The following is an 18,222-nucleotide window of genomic DNA, read 5'->3' as shown; positions in this document are numbered from 1 at the left end:
CGTTTCCAGGGGCGGGGCAGCGATACCGAGCCGGCCGCCCTCGGGGGGCGGGGCCCGCGGTGAGGAAGCCGCCGCGCCGACCGGTCGGCCGCACGCAGGCCTCCCCGCCGGGCCCGCGCCTGCCCGGCCCGCGCCCGGCGGGCCGGGCCGGAAGCATCGGGCCTGCCGGACGCATCGGGCCTGCCGGGCCTGACTGTTTGCAGCAACGTTCGCAGGTACCAGAGTTCCGAGTTCTTTTGGCTCCGGTGCCTGTTCGACCGCCGGGCCGGTGATGGGCTGATGCACAAGCGTGACCTGCGAGAAGAGGCCGTCAGCGCCTCGGGTGAGTCGTCGGCTGCCGGTTCGAGGGTGGTACCAAAACACCTGGAACCGTGGTCCCGACGGAAGTGCTTACAGACACCCAGCCGGACCGTATCGGGCCTGCCGGGCTGGACCACACCCGGTCGGCAGGGCCAGGCCGCATCCGGCGGGGCCGCACCCCGTCCAACCGCATCCGACCAGACCGCGCCCAGCCTGACCACATCGGGCCTGCCGGGCCGAATCACACCCGGCGGGCCGGGCCGGGCCGGGCCGCACCCGGCGGGGACGGCAAGCGGTTTTGGTACCACTCGCGAGCTAGCCGACAGCCGACAGCCGACGACTCACCCGAGGCACAGACGGCCTCTTCTCGCAGGTCATGTCTGTACATCAGCCCATCACCGGCCCAGCGGTCGAACGCAGTCGGCCAAGCGCGCCCTCGCGGGGTCCGCGCCCGCGTTCCCCGGGGGCGCGGGCTCGGACGCCGCGCCGCGAATCCCCCGCACGGCCCGTAAACCGGCGGCAGCCGACCGGACGCGCGGACCGCCTCAACCGGCATGGCCGGGCTCGCGTCTTTCAGGAGGAAGCCGGACGCTTCGTTGTGGAGCGCCGTGTGGAGGTACTCGTCGAGGTCGAAGGTGGTGACGATGACGACGCGTGGCTCGTCCCGGTCGGAGAGCCGCCGGGCGACTTCGAGGCCGTCGAGTTTCGGCGTCGGGGGGACCGGTGCGCGCGGCCGACCGCCGGGAGGGGTCCGCGGGGCCGGGGCCGGGGCCGGGACGGCGCTGTCCCAGCCCCGCGATGCGGCGCCGGCCGGCCTTACGTGCGCAGGCGGCACGGGGCCTCGTCCTTCCGGCCGGTTCGCGCTCGGCCGGAAGGACGAGGGGTCTTCAGGAGCCCACGGGCTCGGGCTCAGCTCACAGGGTCGCGGCCGCGCTCTTGATCTGCGAGGCGAAGGTGGAGACCTCGGTGTAGACGCCGGGGAAGTCCGGCCGGGCGCAGCCCTCGCCCCAGCTCACGATGCCGACCTGGATCCAGGCGCCCACGTTGTCCCGGCGGAACATGGGGCCACCGGAGTCGCCCTGACAGGTGTCCACCCCGCCCTGGGCGTAGCCGGCGCAGATCTCCTCGCTCGGGACGAGGGAGCTGCCGTACGACTCCTGGCAGCTGGCGTCGGAGACGAAGGGGACGGTGGCCTTCATCAGGTAGCGCTGCTGGGCGCCGCCCTCGCGGGTGGCGCCCCAGCCGGCGACGGTGAAGGTGCCGTTGTCGTAGGCCTTGGTGTCGGCGATCTTGAGGGTGGGCAGGTTGATGGGCTGGGCGAGCTTGATGAGTGCCCAGTCCTTGCCCGTGCCGTTGTAGCCGGGGGCCTGGAGGACCTTGGTGGACTTGACCTTGATGGCGCTGGAGCTCTTGAGGTCGACGACTCCGGCGGTGGCGGTGATGGAGGTGTTGTTGCCGGAACCGCTCACGCAGTGGGCGGCGGTGAGGACGATCTGCTGGGTGTAGAGGGCGCCGCCGCAGCCCATGGAGAGCCGGACCATGAAGGGGAATTCGCCCTGGGCGGCGCGGGTTCCGCCGACGACGGGCGTCGGGGAGGCGCCGGCGTTGGCGGGCTGGAGGCTGACCGCCGCGAGGGCGACCGCACCGACGGCGAGGGTCCGCTTGAGGATCCGGGCAAGGGAAGACACAGTCAACACACTGCCTTTCGTGGGGGGTTGGGCCGTGCGCGTCATTGGGTGAATGACAAGTCCATGACACATCGGCGGTATGCCCGGCATCAAGAAGGAGTTTTCGGCCAACTTCCGGCAGGACGTGCGGCGAGGGGGACGGCATGACGGAGAACCGTGGGCCGGGCGGCCCGATCGAGCACGGATTTCCGCATCTGGACACGGTCCACAGGGCGATCACGGCCCTGTTCCGCCGGCTCTCCTGCGACGGGATCCGGTCCTACGACACCAGCTTCGCCCCCGCCGACGCGGCCTTCGGTCCCGACGACGACCTCCACTTGGGAGCCCAGCGCGTCGCCTCCGCGATGGTGCGCGCGCTCGGGCTGCCCGACGCGCGGATGGTGATCAGCTACCGGAAGATGGAGCAGGCGGCGACCGTCGAACTGGCCGCCGGCCCCGAGTACTTCATCGAGGTCAACGACCGCTTCCGCACCCACCGCCGCGATCTGGCGGCCGCCCTCGCCCACGAGATCACCCATGTCCTACTGCACCGCCTGGACCTGGGTTTCCCCACCACCGCGGAGAACGAGATCCTCACCGACACCGCCGCCGCCCTCCTCGGGACCGGCTGGCTGCTCCTCGACGCCTACCGCGAGGACGCGCTGACGCACCAGAGGCTCGGCTACCTCACCCCGGAGGAGTTCGGCTACGTCCTCGCCAAACGCGGCAGCCTGCTCGGCGAGGACCTCTCCACCTGGTTCACCAGCCCCCAGGCGTACGAGGCGTACGTGCGCGGCCGCGCCCGGGCCGACCGGGACCACCGCCGGGCTCCGCTGGCGGCCGCGGGCTGGGCGGAACGGCGCCGCTACGCGGCCGCCCGGCGGGCCGGAGCCGCCGCGCCCGGGTCCTCGTACCGCTTCGAACGGCATGCCACCGACGCCGACGGGCTGCGGGTGGACTTCCCCTGCCCGGTGTGCGCGCAGCGGCTGCGGCTTCCGGTGCGGGGGCGGATCAGGGCCCGCTGCGCGCTGTGTCACACCGTTCTCGACTGCGACACCTGAGCGCCCTCCCCCGGCCGGCCGCCCGCCTGTTCACCCACCTGCTCAGCCTCCACAGCCCCCGCAGCCGGGGGCAAACCCGATGGGGTGGCTGGGGTTCAGGGAGTGAGCGCAGTGGGTAGAGATACCTCATCGCACGAGTGCCGGATGCGGGCCCGACCCCTCGCCAGGGGGCCGGGCCCGCGTCTTGTTCCGCGTCCCGCGTCTGCGGTGGTCCTACTCCGCGACCGGCTCGCCCTCGGCCCCGCCGCCAAATCCAGCCTCGCCGGCCTTTGAGTGGGGGTCCCCCCGGACAGAGTCTGGGGGAGGGTCCGGGCGGAGCCCGGTGCCCGGCGGAGCCGGGTTTCCTGGGGCTCCGCCCCAGACCCCGCGCCTCAAACGCCGGCGAGGCTGAATATGCCCGCCCCGCGCAGTAGGCGAAGCCCGAGTATGCGGGGCAGGCGGGCCGGCCCGAGCGGGCCGAGCGGGCGGGTGTCTGTAAGCACTTCCGTAGGCGCCACGGCTCCAAGCCGTTTTGGTACCACTCTCAAGCCGACAGCCGACGACTCACCCGAGGCGCTGACGGCCTCTTCTCGCAGGTCATGTCTGTACATCAGCCCATCACCGGCCCAGCGGTCGAACGGGGTCAGAGCCAAACGGGCGTCGGAGCCAAAGGAACTCGGAACTGCAGGCCAGGCCCAGGCCAGGCCCAGGCCCGGCCCAGGCCGGACCTAAGGGGTGCCCGAGCCGTAAACCGGGTGCGGGGATGGGGAGCGGGAGAGGAGTTTCGCGGCGGTTTCGCCCGCCTCGGTGGGGGTCCAGCGGGCGCCGCGGTCCGCCGAAGGGCCCGGCCGCCAGCCCTCCATCACGGTGATCCGCCCGCCCTCCGTCTCGAAGACCCGCCCCGTGACCCCCGCCGACGCGTCGGAGCCCAGCCAGACCACCAGGGGCGACACGTTCTCCGGCGCCATCGCGTCGAACGCGCCCCGCGCCGGCGCCGCCATGGCGTCCGCGAACGCCCGCTCCGTCATCCGCGTCCGCGCCGCCGGGGCGATCGCGTTGACCTGCACCCCGTACCGCCCCATCTCCGCCGCCGCGACCAGCGTCAGGCCCAGGATCCCCGCCTTGGCCGCGCTGTAGTTGCCCTGGCCCACCGATCCCAACAGCCCGGCCCCCGACGAGGTGTTCACCACCCGCGCCGCCACCCCCCGGCCCGCCTTCGCCTCCGCCCGCCAGTGCGCCGCCGCGTACTTCAGCGGCAGGAAGTGCCCCTTCAGGTGCACCCGCATCACCGCGTCCCAGTCGGCCTCCTCCAGGTTCACCAGCATCCGGTCCCGCAGGAACCCGGCGTTGTTGACCAGCGTGTCCAGCCGCCCGAACGCGGAAAGGGCCCGGTCGACCAGCGAGGCCGCGCCTTCCGGCGTCGCGATGTCCCCGCCGTGCGCCACCGCCTCCCCGCCCAGGTCCCGGATCTCCGCGACGACCCGCAGCGCCGGGCTGTCCTCCCCCGGCAGCCCGTCCAGTCCCACCCCCAGGTCGTTGACCACGACCCGGGCCCCTTCCGCCGCGAAGGCCAGGGCGTGCGCCCGCCCCAGCCCCCGCCCCGCGCCCGTCACCACGACGACACGCCCCGCGGCCAGACCACCCGAACCACCCGGACCACCCATCTCAGCCATCTCACCCATCTCAGCCGTCTCAGCCATCTCACTTCTCCTTGTTCGCAGTCGCCGCGTCCAGGAACGCCGGGCGTTCCCCGCCCCCGTGCACGAGCAGGCTCGCCCCGCTCACGTACCCGGCCCGGTCGTCGCAGGCCAGGAACACCGCCGCCGCCCCCACGTCCGAGGGCTCCGCCAGCCGCCCCAGCGGTACGGTCGCGCCCACCGCCGCGACACCCGCCTCGTCCCCGTAGTGCAGGTGCGCCAGCTCGGTCCGGACCATGCCCAGGACCAGCGAGTTGACGCGTACCTCCGGGGCCCACTCCACGGCCATCGACCGGGCCAGGTTCTCCAGTCCCGCCTTCGCCGCCCCGTACGCCGCCGTGCCCGGGGAGGGCCGGGTTCCGCTGACGCTGCCGATCATCACGACCGAGCCCCGGCTTCGCCGCAGCCACGGGTACGCCGCCAGCGAGGCCGCCATCGGGGCCAGCAGGTTCAGCTCGACGACCCGCGCGTGCCGTTGCGCCTCGCCCTCCCCCAGCAGCCGGTACGGGGTCCCGCCCGCGTTGTTCACCAGGCAGTCGAGCCGCCCGTACCGCCCCGCGACCGCGGCGAAGAAGTCCTGGGTCGCGAGGCCTCCTTCGCGCAGGTCCAGCGCCGCGAAAGAGGCCTCGCGGCCCGCCGCCGCCACCGGTTCCTCCGGTGGCCGCCGCGCGCAGACGACCACCTGCGCCCCCGCCGCGAGGAACGACCGCGCGATCCCGGCGCCGACGCCCCGGGTTCCGCCGGTGACGACGACGACCCTCCCGTTGAGCTCCATCGGCTGCTACCTTCCTCACCTAACAAATGTTTGGTGGAAAGGTAGCTGATCCGCTCATGGGTGTCTCCACCTCAAGCCCCGGCAAGGGCATCGCACTTGTCACGGTCGACTTCCCACCCGTCAACGCGCTCCCCGTGCGCGGCTGGTACGACCTGGCGGACGCCCTGCGCGCCGCCGGCCGCGACCCCGAGACCCGGTGTGTCGTCCTCGCCGCCGAGGGCCGGGGCTTCAACGCCGGTGTCGACATCAAGGAGATGCAGCGCGACACCGGCCACGCCTCCCTCATCGGCGCCAACCGCGGCTGCTACGAGGCGTTCGCGGCGGTCTACGAGTGCGAGGTCCCGGTCGTCGCGGCCGTGCACGGATTCTGCCTGGGCGGCGGCATCGGCCTGGCCGGCAACGCTGACGCGATCGTCGCCTCCGACGACGCCACCTTCGGACTTCCCGAGCTCGACCGGGGCGCGCTCGGCGCCGCCACGCACCTGGCCCGGCTCGTGCCCCAGCACCTGATGCGCGCCCTCTACTACACCTCGCGCACCGCCACCGCCGCCGAACTGCACCTCCACGGCTCGGTCTGGAGGGTGGTCCCGCGCGAGGAGCTGCGCGCCGCCGCCCTCGGACTCGCCGCCGAGATCGCGCGGAAGGACGGCTACCTGATCCGGCTGGCCAAGGCCGCCATCAACGGCATCGACCCCGTGGACGTACGCCGCAGCTACCGCTTCGAGCAGGGCTTCACCTTCGAGGCCAACCTCAGCGGGGTGGCCGACCGGGTCCGCGACACCTTCGGAAAGGCGGAATCGGCATGAGCGGCGGCGACGGCCCGGACAAGGTGATGTCCCCCGAGGACGTGGTCGGGCGGCTGCGCAGCGGGATGACCGTCGGCATCGGCGGCTGGGGATCCCGGCGCAAGCCGATGGCGCTGGTGAGAGCACTGCTCCGCTCCGAGATCACCGATCTGACCGTGATCTCGTACGGCGGCCCCGACGTCGGCGTGCTGGCCGCGGCCGGCCGGATCCGCAGGCTGGTCGCCCCCTTCGCCACCCTCGACTCGATCCCGCTGGAGCCGCATTTCCGGGCCGCCCGCGAGAGCGGCGCCTTCACCCTCACCGAACTCGACGAGGCGATGTTCATGTGGGGCCTGCACGCCGCCGCGAACCGGCTCCCCTTCCTCCCCGTCCGCGCGGGCCTGGGATCCGACGTCATGCGGGTCAACCCGGAGCTGCGCACCGTCACCTCCCCGTACGCCGACGGCGAGGAGCTGGTCGCCGTCCCCGCGCTGCGGATGGATGCCGCGCTCGTCCACCTCAACCGCGCCGACCGCCTCGGCAACGCCCAGTACCTGGGCCCGGACCCGTACTTCGACGACCTCTTCTGCGAGGCCGCCGACGCCGCCTACGTCTCGTGCGAGCGGCTCGTCGAGACCGCGGAGCTCTCCAAGGCGGGCCCCCCGCAGTCCCTGCTGGTCAGCCGGCACTCGGTCACCGGGGTGGTGGAGACCCCGAACGGCGCGCACTTCACCTCCTGCGTGCCCGACCACGACCGCGACGAGGCCTTCCAGAAGCTGTACGCGACCACCCCCTGGCCGGAGTTCGCCGCCCGGTTCCTCTCCGGTGCGAGCGAGCACGACTACCAGTCCGCCGTCCGGGCCTGGCACGAGGAGCAGAGTTGAGCAGCACAGAGTTGAGCAGCACAGGGCTGAGCGGCACAGGGCTGAGCGGCACAGAGACAGCGGCCGATTCGGCCGACGCCGTGACCCGCGCCGAATACTGTGTGGTCGCCTGCGCCGAGGCCTGGCGCGGCAACGGCGAGGTGCTCGCCAGCCCGATGGGCCTGATCCCCTCGTTCGGGGCCCGGCTCGCGAAGCGGACCTTCTCCCCCGAGCTCCTCCTCACCGACGGCGAGGCCATGCTGGTAGGTCTCGACGGCACGCCCGAGGGCTGGCTCCCCTACCGGCGCCACCTCACCATGGTCACCGGCGGCAAGCGGCACGTGATGATGGGCGCGAGCCAGATCGACCGGTTCGGCAACCAGAACATCTCCTGTATCGGCGACTGGGAGCGGCCGGCCCGCCAGCTCCTCGGGGTGCGCGGGGCGCCCGTCAACACCCTCAACAATCCGGTGAGTTACTGGATCCCGAGGCATTCCACCCGGGTCTTCGTCGAGCGCGTCGACATGGTCAGCGGTGTCGGCTACGACCGTGCCGAGGCGGCGGGGGTGACCCGGTTCCACCGGCTCCCCCGGGTGGTCAGCGATCTCGGCGTCTTCGACTTCACCGGCCCGCACCACTCGATGCGCCTCGTCTCCCTCCACCCGGGTGTCACCGTCGAGCAGGTCCGGGCGGCCACCGGGTTCGCCCTGGCCGTCGGCCCCACCGACGGCGGGGCCGTTCCGTACACGCGGGAGCCGACGGCGCTGGAGCTGCGGCTGATCCGCGAGGTCATCGACCCCGAGGGGCTGCGCGAGCGGGAAGTGCGGGTCTGACGCCATGGAGACGGCACTCACCGAGCTGGTCGGGGTGCGGTACCCGATCGTGCAGACGGGCATGGGCTGGGTCGCGGGGCCCCGCCTGGTGTCGGCCGCGGCCAACGCGGGCGCCCTGGGCATCCTGGCGTCGGCGACGATGACCCTGGACCAGTTGCGGGCGGCGGTCCGGGAGGTCAGGTCCCGTACGGACGCCCCGTTCGGGGTGAATCTGCGCGCGGACGCCGGGGACGCGGCCGAGCGTGCCCGGCTGATCGTCGACGAGGGCGTACGGGTGGCCTCGTTCGCGCTCGCGCCCTCGAAGGAGCTGATCGCGCGGCTCAAGGACGCGGGCGTGGTCGTCATCCCCTCGGTCGGGGCCCGCCGGCACGCCGAGAAGGTCGCGGCCTGGGGCGCGGACGCGGTGATCGTGCAGGGCGGCGAGGGCGGCGGGCACACCGGGGAGGTGGCCACGACCGTACTGCTGCCGCAGGTGGTCGACGCCGTGGACATTCCAGTGATCGCGGCGGGTGGCTTCAGCGACGGCCGGGGCCTGGTCGCGGCGCTCTCGTACGGGGCGGCGGGCATCGCCATGGGCACCCGCTTCCTGCTGACCTCCGATTCCACGGTCCCGGACGCGGTCAAGGCCGCGTACCTGAAGGCGGGCGTCAAGGACGTCACCGTCACGACGGCGGTCGACGGGCTTCCGCACCGGATGCTCCGCAGCGAGCTGGTCGATTCCCTGGAGCGGGCGGGTCGCGCCGGGGCGCTGGTCCGGGCCGTCCGGCACGCGGCCGGCTTCCGGGAGCTGTCCGGCCTGTCCTGGTCCCGGATGGTGCGGGACGGCCTCGCGATGAAACACGGCAGGGACCTGTCCTGGAGCCAGGTCCTGCTCGCCGCGAACACCCCGATGCTCCTCAAGGCGTCCATGGTCGAGGGCCGTACGGACCTCGGTGTCATGGCATCAGGCCAGGTCGCGGGCGTGATCGAGGATCTTCCGTCCTGTGCGGAACTCGTCGCGCGCGTCATGGCCGAGGCACACACCGTGCTGGACCGACTGCACGGCCTCAACCCCCCCGCACCCGCCGCACCACCCGCACCCCCGCACCCGCTCGGCGCCCTGCCACCACCAGGGTGATCCCCCTTCTCCGCCACAGGAGTCGCCCAGATGAGCCGTGCCCGAATCCGACTGGCGACCGCGGTGCTCGCCTCCGCTCTCGCCCTCGGGACCCTGCCCGCCTCCGCGTACGCGACACAGGCCGCCGCGCCCGGAGCAGCCGCCGGCCAGCACCGGCAGCTGTGGGCAGAAACGATTCGCCAGATTCCCCTCCAGGGTGCGGTCAACGTCCGCGACCTGGGCGGATACCGCACCTGGACCGGCGGCCGGGTCCGCCAGGGGCTGGTCTACCGCTCCGACGCACTGAGCAAGCTGACCGCCGCCGACGTCACCACCGTCGCCGGTCTCGGCCTCACGAAGGTCGTCGACTTCCGCATCCCGATGGAGCTCCAGTACGACGGCGCCGACCGGCTGCCCGCCGGGCTCTCCGTCACCTCACGCCCCGTCAGCGACCTCGGCCTGTACGGGACCCTGGTCGGCGCGATCTCCAGCGGCGACCCGGTCAAACAGGAGCAGATGCTGGGCGGCGGCCGCGCCGAGGCCTACATGCGCGACATCTACCGCACGTTCGTCACGAGCCCCGAGAACCGGGCGCAGTTCGCGGCGACCCTGCGGGAGATCGCGGCCGGCGGCCAGGGCCCGCTGCTGTACCACTGCACGTCGGGCAAGGACCGGACGGGCTGGCTGAGTTACGTGCTGCTGCGCGCCCTGGCCGTCCCCGAGGACACGGCCGAGCGCGACTACCTGGCGTCCAACACCTTCCGCGCCACGTACGACGCGCAGGTGCGCGCGGGCCTGAAGCAGTCGGGGCGGATGCAGAACCCGGACCTGCTGATTCCGCTCCAGGAAGTCCGCCAGGACTACCTGGACGCCGCGACCGCCCGGATGGAGGCCGACTTCGGCGGCTTCTACGGCTATCTGACGGACGGTCTCGGCCTGGACCTGCGGACCCTGGCGAACCTCCAGGCCAAGCTGGTCGGGTAAGGAACGGAACGGGCGGCTGCGCGACGGGCCCGGACAGCGGTACGCCGGGCAGCGCGCGTGGCGCTGCCCGGCGTACCGGCATGTTTTCAAATGTCACGGCCGAAGGGTCGGCGTCAGGAGCTGGTGCGCCCCGCCGCGGGACGACCGCCACCGGAGCGGCGGCGAGCCGCCGCAGGGGCGCCGCCGGAGCGGGCACCGCCCTGGCCGCCACCCTGACCGCGGGCGCCGGACTGGCCGCCCTGGCCGCCGGCGGAACCGACGGAGCGGGCCCGGCGCGAGCGGCCCTCGCCCGTACCGGCCGAGGTGGCGGAGGATCCCTGGCCGCCACCCTGGCCGCCGCCCTGGCCGCCGCCGGAGCGACGGCGCGCACCGCCGGAACCGGAGCCGGAGCGGCCGGAACCCGAGCCGGAGCGCGCCTTCGGCTGCGTCGGCTGCGGAACCTCCAGCACCACGGGGACGCCCGAGGGCTCCTTGGCGCCGGTCAGGCGGGACAGCTCCTCGTCGGAGGACTTGATCTGCGCGGTGCGCGGGGAGATCCCGGCGTCCGACATCAGACGGGTCATGTCCCGCCGCTGCTCGGGGAGGACCAGGGTGACCACGCTGCCGGACTCACCGGCGCGGGCGGTACGGCCGCCGCGGTGCAGGTAGTCCTTGTGGTCGCTGGGCGGGTCCACGTTGACGACGAGGTCCAGGTCGTCGATGTGGATGCCGCGCGCGGCCACGTTGGTGGCGATCAGCGCGGTGACCTCGCCCGTCTTGAACCAGTCCAGGGTCCGGTTGCGCTGCGGCTGGGAGCGCCCGCCGTGCAGGCCGGAGGCGCGGACGCCGTCCGCGAGGAGCTTCTTGACCATGCGGTCGACCCCGCGCTTGGTGCCGACGAACATGATCACCCGGCCGTCGCGAGCGGCTATACGCGTCGCCACGGCCTTCTTGTCGGTCTCGTCCATGACGTACAGGACGTGGTGCTCCATGGTGGTGACCGCGCCGGCCGACGGGTCGACGGAGTGGCCGACCGGGTCGTGCAGGAACATCTTGACGAGCCTGTCGATGTTCTTGTCGAGGGTCGCCGAGAACAGCATGGTCTGGCCCTCGGGCTGGACCTGCTTGAGCAGGGCGGTGACCTGTGGCATGAAGCCCATGTCGGTCATCTGGTCGGCCTCGTCGAGGACCGTGATGGAGACCTGGGAGAGGTCGGCGTCACCGCGGTCGATGAGGTCCTTGAGACGGCCGGGGGTGGCGACGAGCACCTCGGCGCCGCGGCGCAGGGCGCCCGACTGCCGGTTGATCGACATGCCGCCGACGACGGTGGCGATGCGCAGGTTGACGGCGGTGGCGTAGGGGGCCAGCGCGTCGGTGACCTGCTGGGCGAGCTCACGGGTCGGTACGAGGACCAGCGCGAGCGGCGACTTCGGCTGTGCGCGGCGCCCGGCGGTGCGGGCCAGCAGGGCCAGGCCGAAGGCCAGGGTCTTGCCGGAGCCGGTGCGGCCGCGGCCGAGCAGGTCGCGGCCGGCGAGCGAGTTCGGCAGCGTGGCGGCCTGGATCGGGAACGGCTCGGTGACGCCCTGGGCTGCGAGGGTCTTCAGCAGCGCCTCGGGCATGCCCATGTCCTCGAACGCGGCGACCGGCGGCAGCGCCGGGGTCAGCGGTTCGGGCATGGTGAATTCCTGGGGCCTGGCAACGGGAGCGGACTTCTGCCGTCCCGCGCCAGACTTCGGACGCCCCTGGGCCGCACCTCGACCCCGGGTGGGGCGGCGGCTGGGTCGTGCGGAGTTGGAGCTGGTCATGCGAGAAAGCCCTCCTGAAACCGGCAGGTAAAACAAAGGTCGAAACAGTCGAAACAGCAGACAAGCCGGGGCCCGCACCTCGCGGTGCGGACCCCGGCATGCTGAAAAAATTAGGCGGGGAGGATGTTCTCCGCCTGGGGGCCCTTCTGGCCCTGGGTCACGTCGAAGGAGACGCGCTGACCCTCGGTGAGCTCACGGAAGCCCTGGGTGGCGATGTTCGAGTAGTGGGCGAACACGTCCGGACCGCCACCGTCCTGCTCGATGAAGCCGAAGCCCTTTTCCGAGTTGAACCACTTCACGGTGCCAAGTGCCATTTTGAATCTCCTGAATAGGCGGCAAGGGCCCCATCCGGAGATTCCGGTAAAAACAAATGAAGCGCCTGTCGGAGCAATCCCGTCAGGCGCACATAAAGTTCATGGGTACCACAACTGCAACGTGTCCAAAGCTAGCACACCCCGGTCCGGCGTGCCGACCCGTATATGTGACCTCCGTCCCCTTCCCGGCAGACCCGCCCGGCGGGGCCCGGCCGGCGGGCCCCCCTGCCACCCGCCGACTACAGCCGCTCGATGATCGTCACGTTGGCCTGGCCGCCGCCCTCGCACATGGTCTGGAGGCCGTACCGCCCGCCCGTGCGTTCCAGCTCGTGCAGGAGCGTGGTCATCAGTTTGACGCCGGTCGCGCCCAGGGGGTGGCCGAGCGCGATGGCGCCGCCGTTGACGTTGACGCGCTCCGGGTCCGCGCCCGTCTCCTTCAGCCAGGCCAGGACCACGGGGGCGAACGCCTCGTTGATCTCGACGAGGTCGATGGCGTCCAGCGACATGCCCGTCTTCTTCAGCGCGTACGCCGTCGCCGGGATCGGCGCGGACAGCATCCGGATCGGGTCCTCGCCCCGCACGGACAGGTGGTGGATCCGCGCCCTCGGTGTCAGGCCGTGTTCCTCGACCGCGCGCCCGGACGCGATCAGCATCGCGGCGGCCCCGTCCGAGACCTGCGAGGACACCGCCGCCGTGATCGTGCCGTCCTCCAGCACCGGCCGCAGAGCCGCCATCTTCTCCAGGGTCGTGTCCCGGCGCGGCCCCTCGTCCACCGCCACGTCCCCGTACGCGACGATCTCGCGGTCGAAACGGCCCTCGTCGATGGCCCGGACGGCGCGCTGGTGCGACCTCAGCGCGAACTCCTCCATGTCCCGCCGCGAGATCCCCCACTTGCGCGCGATCAGCTGCGCGCCGTGGAACTGGTTGACCGGCGCGTCCCCGTACCGGGCCCGCCAGCCCTCGGATCCGGCGTAGGGGCCTTCGGTGAGGCCCAGCGGCTCCGCCGCCTGCCGGGAGGCGAACGCGATGGGGACCATTGACATGTTCTGCGTGCCGCCCGCGACCACCAGGTCCTGGGTCCCCGACAGCACGCCCTGCGCGGCGAAGTGCACCGCCTGCTGCGAGGAACCGCACTGGCGGTCGATGGTGACCCCCGGCACCTCCTCCGGCAGACCCGCCGCCAGCCACGCCGTCCGTGCGATGTCGCCCGCCTGCGGTCCCACCGTGTCCAGGCAGCCGAAGACCACGTCCTCCACCGCGGCCGGGTCCACACCGGAGCGCGCGACCAGGGCCTTCAGGACATGGGCGCCCAGGTCGGCGGGGTGGACGGCGGCCAGGCCCCCCTTGCGCCGCCCCACGGGGGTGCGTACCGCGTCGATGATGTAGGCCTCGGACATGGGGACTCCTCTGATCGGTTCTGACCGGTCGGGTCCCGGTCAGTCGGGTCAGCTGCGTACGGCGATCCCGTCGAGCACCATCGACAGGTACTGGCGGGCGATCTCCTCGGGGCTGTGCTGTCCGCCCGGCCGGTACCAGGACGCCGCGACCCACACCGTGTCGCGTACGAAGCGGTAGGTGAGGCGGATGTCCAGGTCGGCCCGGAAGACCTTGGCGGCGACTCCGCGCTCCAGCGTCCCCAGCCAGGCCTTCTCGAACTTCTGCTGCGAGTCGGACAGGTAGTGGAAGCGGGGCTGCGCGGACAGGTGCCGGGATTCCTTCTGGTAGATCGCGACGGCGGCGCGGTGCCGGTCGATCTCCCGGAACGACTCGGTGACGAGGGCCTCGATGGTCTCCCTGGGGCCGAGACCGGCGGCGAGGACGCTGTCGTAGCCCTCCCACAGTTCGTTCAGGAAGGCCGAGAGGATCTCGTCGAGCATCGATTCCTTGGAATCGAAGTGGTAGTAGAGGCTGCCGGCGAGCATGCCGGCGGCGTCGGCGATCTTGCGGACGGTGGTGGCGTTGTAGCCCTGCGCGGCGAAGACCTCGGCGGCCGTGTCGAGGAGTTCGCGGCGCCGCTCGGGTGAGGCGGTCACCTGCTGTTTCTTCTTGTTCGTTGGCACGCGCCCATTCTCGGCCTACGCGCGCTGGCTGCTGACCGAAACGGTCTCGCCCGTCATGTACGACGCGTACGGGCCGGCCAGGAACACGATGACGTTGGCGACCTCCCACGGCTCGGCGTAGCGGCCGAACGCCTCGCGGGCCGTCAGCTCGGCCAGCAGCTCCTCGCTGGTGACCTTCGCCAGGTGCGGGTGCATGGCCAGGCTCGGGGCGACCGCGTTGATCCGTACGCCGAACGCGGCGGCCTCCAGCGCGGCGCAGCGGGTCAGCGCCATCACCCCGGCCTTGGCGGCGGCGTAGTGGGCCTGGCCGGCCTGGGCGCGCCAGCCGATGACGGAGGCGTTGTTGACGATGACGCCGCGCCCGGTGCCGGCCGCCTTGAACGAGCGCAGTGCGGCGCGGGTGCAGCGGAAGGTGCCGTTCAGGGTGACGTCGAGGACCCGGCCCCACTGTTCGTCGGTCATGTCGACGAGGGTGGCGGTGCCGCCGAGTCCGGCGTTGTTGACCACGATGTCCAGGGCGCCGTGGAGCTGCTCGGCGCGCGCGAAGAGGGCCTGGACCTGCTCCTCGTCGGTGACGTCGCAGGGCTGGGAGGTGACGCGGTCGGCCCCGAATTCGGCGGCGAGAGCGTCCTCGGTCTCCTTCAGCCTGCGGGCGTGGGCGTCACTGATGAGGATGCGCGCGCCCTCCTCCAGGAAGCGGCGGGCGGTGGCCCCGCCGATCCCGGCGCCGGCGGCGGCGGTGATGACGGCGGCCCGGTCCTTCAGCAGCCCGTGCCCGGGCACGTACGCGGGTGCGTGCGTGCCCCTCCGTATCCGGGTGCGGAACTCCTCGACGCTACTCATGGCCGTACGTTAACCTACCAAACACTTGTTAGGGAAGGACGTGCTGCCTGATGGACCTGACCCATGACGCGGAGGTGGAGGCGTTCCGGGCCGAGGCCCGGGCCTGGCTGGCCGACCGCGTACCCTCCCGCCCCCTCCCCTCGCTGGAGACCGAGGAGGGATTCGCGGCGCACCGGGAGTGGGAGGCGCTGCTGCACGCGGACCGCTGGTCGGTGGTGTCCTGGCCCGAGGAGTACGGGGGCCGGGGCGCGGACATCGAGCGGTGGCTGGTCTTCGAGGAGGAGTACTGGGCGGCGGGCGCGCCCGGCCGGGTCTCCCAGAACGGCATCAGCCTGCTGGCCCCGACCCTGTTCGACCACGCGACGCCGGAGCAGCGGGCGCGGGTGCTGCCGTCGATGGCGAGCGGCGAGGTGATCTGGGCGCAGGCCTGGTCGGAGCCGGAGTCGGGCTCCGACCTGGCCTCGCTGAGGTCCCGGGCGGTGCGTACGGAGGGCGGCTGGCTGCTGTCCGGGCAGAAGACCTGGTCCTCGCGGGCGGCCTTCGCGGACCGGGCCTTCGGGATCTTCCGCACGGACCCGGCGGCCTTGAGACCGCACCAGGGGCTGAGACCGCACCAGGGGCTGACGTACCTGATGTTCGACCTGCGGGCGCCGGGGGTGACGGTGCGGCCCATCGGGCGGCTGGACGGCAAGCCGGCCTTCGCGGAGCTGTTCCTGGACGAGGTGTTCGTACCGGACGAGGACGTCATCGGGGAGCCGGGGCAGGGCTGGCGGATCGCGATGTCCACGACGGGCAATGAGCGGGGGCTGACGCTCCGCTCGCCGGGGCGGTTCCTGGCGGCGGCGGACCGGCTGGTGTCGCTCTGGCGCTCGGCCGGGGATCCGGCCGACACCGCGCTGCGGGACCGGGTCGCGGACGCGGCGGTGGGGGCGCGCGCGTACGAGCTGTTCACCTGGGGATGCGCTTCGCGGTTCGCGGCGGGTGAGGCCATCGGCGCCGAGTCCAGCCTGAACAAGGTGTTCTGGTCGCAGTACGACATCGCGCTGCACGAGACGGCGCTGGACCTGCTGGGCCCGGACGCGGAGCTGGCGGACGGCGAGTGGGCCGAGCCCTGGATCTTCTCGCTGGCCGGGCCGATCTACGCGGGCACGAACGAGATCCAGCGCGACATCATCTCCGAGCGGCTGCTCGGCCTGCCGAAGGGGCGCCGCTGATGCGATTCCTGCTGACCGACGAGCAGTCGGACTTCGCCCGTGCGCTGCGCGGACTGCTGGGCTCGTCGGACGTACCGGCGGCGGTACGGGCCTGGTCGCGCGGGGACCACGCGCCGGGGCGGGCGGTGTGGGGGCGGCTGGCGGACGCGGGGCTGTTCGCGCTGGGGGCGCACGAGGCGTACGGGGGTGTGGGGCCGGAGCCGCTGCCGGTGGAACTGGCGGTCGCCTTCGTGGAGCTGGGGCGGGCGGGAGTGCCGGGGCCGGTGGTGGAGACGGTGGCGGCCTCCGTACTGCTCGGGCGGCTGGGGGACGAGGGAGTGGGCGACGAGGGGGTGGCGAAACGCTTCCTCCCCGGGCTGGTGGCGGGCGAGGCGATGGCCACGCTGGCGCTGCCGGGCGGGGGGCCGTACGTCCTGGACGCGGATGCGGCCGCGTACTGCTTCGTCGTGTCGGAGGCGGGTGAGCTGCGGCTGGGGGGTGGGGGTGGGGGCGTACGGGCTTCCACCGATCCGGCGCGGCGGTTGTCGGTGGCGGCCGGGGTGGGGGGTGGTGACGTGCTGGCGGCGGGGCCCGCCGTGACCGCGGCGGCGGAGGCGGCCTGCTGCTGGGCGCGTCTCCTGACGGCTGCCCAGTGTCTGGGCGTCGGGGAAGCGCTCCTGGCGCGGACGGTGGAGTACGCGAAGCGGCGGACGCAGTTCGGCGCGCCGATCGGGTCCTTCCAGGCCGTGAAGCACCGGCTGGCGGACACGCTCCTGGCGCTGGAGTTCGCCCGCCCGCTGCTCTGGGCGGCGGCGCTGTCCCTGGATCCGGGTGACGTGGCGGCCGCCAAGCTCACGGCGGGCGAGGCGGCGTACGCGGCGGCGATGACCGCGCTCCAGTTCCACGGCGCGGTCGGTTACACGGAGGAGCTGGACCTCTCCCTGTGGCTGCGGAAGGCGCGGCCGCTGCGGGACGCGTGGGGCACGCCGGCCGCGTGCCGGTCGGCGGTGCTCCGTGCGGCCTCCCACGCTCCTTCCCGCGCTCCCTCCCGCCTCAGAGGACGGCCACGCTGAGGGTGACGACGTAGGGCTCCTCCACCACCGCGTCGGGGAAGAGCGCGGCCAGCCGGGCCCGCTCGCCCCGGAGGAACTCGGTCGTGCGCGGTTCGCCGAGGAGGAGGAAGGCGGAGTGGCTGGCGAGGTTGGCGAGGTGGTGGTCGAGGGAGATCCGGCGGGACCAGGGGATGGTGCGGGTGGTGAAGTCCAGCTCGTCCAGGGATTCGCGCGGTGTGAGCCCGATCTCCCCGAAGAAGGTGCGGATCCGCTCGGCCTGCTCGGCGACCCAGGGGACCTCGGTGTCCAGGTCGTTCCACCAGAGGGCGAGCGCGCCGCCGGGGCGCAGGACGCGGCGGGCCTCGGGGACGGAGCGGGCGGGGTCGGTCCAGTGCCAGGCCTGGGCGTACGTGAGCAGGTCGAACCCGGCGGTGGCGAGGGGCAGCCGGTCTCCGTCCCCGCGCACGACGGGGATCCCGGGGTGCGTGCGGCGGAACTCGGCGGCCATGCCGTCGCCGGGCTCGACGGCGACGACGTCCGCGCCGCGGGCGCGCAGGAGCCCGGTGGCGATCCCGGTCCCGGCGCCTACGTCGGCCACCCGCGCCCCGCGCAGCGAACGGCCGCTCAGCTCCTCGACGGCGTCGAACAGCGAGTCGGGATACCCGGGCCGGTGCGCGGCGTACAACGCGGCGGCGGCATCGAAGGACCGCGCCCGTGCGCGGGGAGTCGAGGTCACCCTCCCATTCTGGCGGCTGGCCGGGGGTGGGGCCGATGCCGGGGGGTGCCGGGGGTGGGGGTGGGGGTGGGGGCCGGTGCCGGGGGGGGGGGGGGGGGGGGGGGGGGGGGGGGGGGGGGGGGTGTGGGGGGGGGGGGGGGGGGGGGGGGGGGGGGGGGGGGGGGGGGGGGGGGGGGGGGGGGGGGGGGGGGGGGGGGGGG

General features: G+C 73.0%; 17 protein-coding genes. 8 read left to right on the top strand and 9 right to left on the bottom strand.

The window, feature by feature from the left end; genetic code table 11:
• Positions 1-1,214: 1,214 nt before the first annotated feature.
• On the bottom strand, positions 1,215-2,033 hold the full coding sequence (locus tag MTF65_RS23170) for a serine protease (RefSeq protein WP_243630837.1): 819 nt from the start codon (positions 2,031-2,033) through the stop codon (positions 1,215-1,217).
• Positions 2,034-2,131: 98 nt separating this feature from the next.
• Here MTF65_RS23170 and MTF65_RS23165 point away from each other — a divergent pair, with 98 nt between their 5' ends.
• Complete coding sequence (locus MTF65_RS23165) at positions 2,132-3,028, top strand: hypothetical protein (RefSeq protein WP_243630836.1); 897 nt, start codon at positions 2,132-2,134, stop codon at positions 3,026-3,028.
• Between the two features lie 707 nt (positions 3,029-3,735).
• Here the strand turns inward: MTF65_RS23165 and MTF65_RS23160 are convergent.
• Positions 3,736-4,671: an SDR family oxidoreductase gene (locus MTF65_RS23160; RefSeq protein ID WP_243631007.1), complete on the bottom strand. Its 936-nt coding sequence runs from the start codon at positions 4,669-4,671 to the stop codon at positions 3,736-3,738.
• A gap of 37 nt (positions 4,672-4,708) precedes the next feature.
• Positions 4,709-5,479 (bottom strand): SDR family oxidoreductase, encoded by a 771-nt coding sequence (locus tag MTF65_RS23155; protein ID WP_243630835.1) that lies wholly within the window; start codon positions 5,477-5,479, stop codon positions 4,709-4,711.
• 56 nt (positions 5,480-5,535) lie between these two features.
• Between MTF65_RS23155 and MTF65_RS23150 the strand changes: the two genes are divergently transcribed.
• From MTF65_RS23150 to MTF65_RS23130, 5 genes are read left to right on the top strand one after another with little or no spacing between them, the layout of a single operon-like run.
• Positions 5,536-6,285, top strand: coding sequence for an enoyl-CoA hydratase family protein (locus MTF65_RS23150; RefSeq protein ID WP_243630834.1), 750 nt, complete (start codon positions 5,536-5,538; stop codon positions 6,283-6,285).
• Complete coding sequence (locus tag MTF65_RS23145) at positions 6,282-7,148, top strand: CoA transferase subunit A (RefSeq protein ID WP_243630833.1); 867 nt, start codon at positions 6,282-6,284, stop codon at positions 7,146-7,148. The genes MTF65_RS23150 and MTF65_RS23145 overlap by 4 nt, the downstream gene beginning before the upstream one ends.
• Positions 7,149-7,189: 41 nt before the next feature.
• Positions 7,190-7,960, top strand: coding sequence for a CoA-transferase subunit beta (locus tag MTF65_RS23140; RefSeq protein ID WP_243631006.1), 771 nt, complete (start codon positions 7,190-7,192; stop codon positions 7,958-7,960).
• A 4-nt stretch (positions 7,961-7,964) separates the two neighbouring features.
• Entirely contained in the window at positions 7,965-9,077 is a 1,113-nt protein-coding gene (locus MTF65_RS23135; RefSeq protein WP_243630832.1) for a nitronate monooxygenase family protein, read from the top strand.
• Positions 9,078-9,107: 30 nt separating this feature from the next.
• On the top strand, positions 9,108-10,040 hold the full coding sequence (locus tag MTF65_RS23130; RefSeq protein WP_243630831.1) for a tyrosine-protein phosphatase: 933 nt from the start codon (positions 9,108-9,110) through the stop codon (positions 10,038-10,040).
• Between the two features lie 113 nt (positions 10,041-10,153).
• On the opposite strand, the gene MTF65_RS23125 is transcribed toward MTF65_RS23130, so the two are convergent.
• From MTF65_RS23125 to MTF65_RS23105, 5 genes are all read right to left on the bottom strand, one after another.
• The gene (locus tag MTF65_RS23125) at positions 10,154-11,824 is read right to left on the bottom strand and encodes a DEAD/DEAH box helicase (protein ID WP_243630830.1); all 1,671 of its coding nucleotides are present in this window, start codon (positions 11,822-11,824) and stop codon (positions 10,154-10,156) included.
• 110 nt (positions 11,825-11,934) lie between these two features.
• Complete coding sequence (locus tag MTF65_RS23120; protein ID WP_008743912.1) at positions 11,935-12,138, bottom strand: cold-shock protein; 204 nt, start codon at positions 12,136-12,138, stop codon at positions 11,935-11,937.
• Between the two features lie 239 nt (positions 12,139-12,377).
• Entirely contained in the window at positions 12,378-13,535 is a 1,158-nt protein-coding gene (locus tag MTF65_RS23115) for an acetyl-CoA C-acetyltransferase (RefSeq protein ID WP_243630829.1), read from the bottom strand.
• A 48-nt stretch (positions 13,536-13,583) separates the two neighbouring features.
• Entirely contained in the window at positions 13,584-14,198 is a 615-nt protein-coding gene (locus MTF65_RS23110; RefSeq protein WP_243630828.1) for a TetR/AcrR family transcriptional regulator, read from the bottom strand.
• 15 nt (positions 14,199-14,213) lie between these two features.
• Positions 14,214-15,041 carry an SDR family oxidoreductase gene (locus MTF65_RS23105; protein ID WP_243630827.1) on the bottom strand — a complete coding sequence of 276 codons (828 nt, stop codon included), beginning with the start codon at positions 15,039-15,041 and terminating at the stop codon, positions 14,214-14,216.
• A gap of 50 nt (positions 15,042-15,091) precedes the next feature.
• Between MTF65_RS23105 and MTF65_RS23100 the strand changes: the two genes are divergently transcribed.
• Positions 15,092-16,255: an acyl-CoA dehydrogenase family protein gene (locus MTF65_RS23100; RefSeq protein ID WP_243630826.1), complete on the top strand. Its 1,164-nt coding sequence runs from the start codon at positions 15,092-15,094 to the stop codon at positions 16,253-16,255.
• Positions 16,255-17,307 (top strand): acyl-CoA dehydrogenase family protein, encoded by a 1,053-nt coding sequence (locus MTF65_RS23095; protein ID WP_243630825.1) that lies wholly within the window; start codon positions 16,255-16,257, stop codon positions 17,305-17,307. Before MTF65_RS23100 ends, MTF65_RS23095 begins: the two co-directional genes overlap by 1 nt.
• Here the strand turns inward: MTF65_RS23095 and MTF65_RS23090 are convergent.
• A complete protein-coding gene (locus tag MTF65_RS23090; RefSeq protein WP_243630824.1) occupies positions 17,288-18,022 on the bottom strand; it encodes a class I SAM-dependent methyltransferase in 735 nt (244 codons plus the stop codon). The two genes, MTF65_RS23095 and MTF65_RS23090, sit on opposite strands and share 20 nt — an antisense overlap.
• Positions 18,023-18,222: the final 200 nt, after the last annotated feature.

It is taken from the genome of Streptomyces sp. APSN-46.1 (genome assembly GCF_022815725.1).
Classification (GTDB): Bacteria; Actinomycetota; Actinomycetes; order Streptomycetales; family Streptomycetaceae; genus Streptomyces.
Note: the sequence above shows the minus strand (reverse complement) of the source record. Positions and strands in the feature narration are given on the sequence as shown.

Coding starts and splice junctions, on each gene's coding strand:
- MTF65_RS23155 (WP_243630835.1), bottom strand. CDS start 5,479: ATGGAGCTCAACGGGAGGGTCGTCGTCGTCACCGGCGGAACCCGGGGC.
- MTF65_RS23115 (WP_243630829.1), bottom strand. CDS start 13,535: ATGTCCGAGGCCTACATCATCGACGCGGTACGCACCCCCGTGGGGCGG.
- MTF65_RS23130 (WP_243630831.1), top strand. CDS start 9,108: ATGAGCCGTGCCCGAATCCGACTGGCGACCGCGGTGCTCGCCTCCGCT.
- MTF65_RS23100 (WP_243630826.1), top strand. CDS start 15,092: ATGGACCTGACCCATGACGCGGAGGTGGAGGCGTTCCGGGCCGAGGCC.
- MTF65_RS23125 (WP_243630830.1), bottom strand. CDS start 11,824: ATGACCAGCTCCAACTCCGCACGACCCAGCCGCCGCCCCACCCGGGGT.
- MTF65_RS23120 (WP_008743912.1), bottom strand. CDS start 12,138: ATGGCACTTGGCACCGTGAAGTGGTTCAACTCGGAAAAGGGCTTCGGC.
- MTF65_RS23150 (WP_243630834.1), top strand. CDS start 5,536: ATGGGTGTCTCCACCTCAAGCCCCGGCAAGGGCATCGCACTTGTCACG.
- MTF65_RS23095 (WP_243630825.1), top strand. CDS start 16,255: ATGCGATTCCTGCTGACCGACGAGCAGTCGGACTTCGCCCGTGCGCTG.
- MTF65_RS23170 (WP_243630837.1), bottom strand. CDS start 2,033: ATGACGCGCACGGCCCAACCCCCCACGAAAGGCAGTGTGTTGACTGTG.
- MTF65_RS23160 (WP_243631007.1), bottom strand. CDS start 4,671: ATGGGTGGTCCGGGTGGTTCGGGTGGTCTGGCCGCGGGGCGTGTCGTC.
- MTF65_RS23135 (WP_243630832.1), top strand. CDS start 7,965: ATGGAGACGGCACTCACCGAGCTGGTCGGGGTGCGGTACCCGATCGTG.
- MTF65_RS23105 (WP_243630827.1), bottom strand. CDS start 15,041: ATGAGTAGCGTCGAGGAGTTCCGCACCCGGATACGGAGGGGCACGCAC.
- MTF65_RS23145 (WP_243630833.1), top strand. CDS start 6,282: ATGAGCGGCGGCGACGGCCCGGACAAGGTGATGTCCCCCGAGGACGTG.
- MTF65_RS23165 (WP_243630836.1), top strand. CDS start 2,132: ATGACGGAGAACCGTGGGCCGGGCGGCCCGATCGAGCACGGATTTCCG.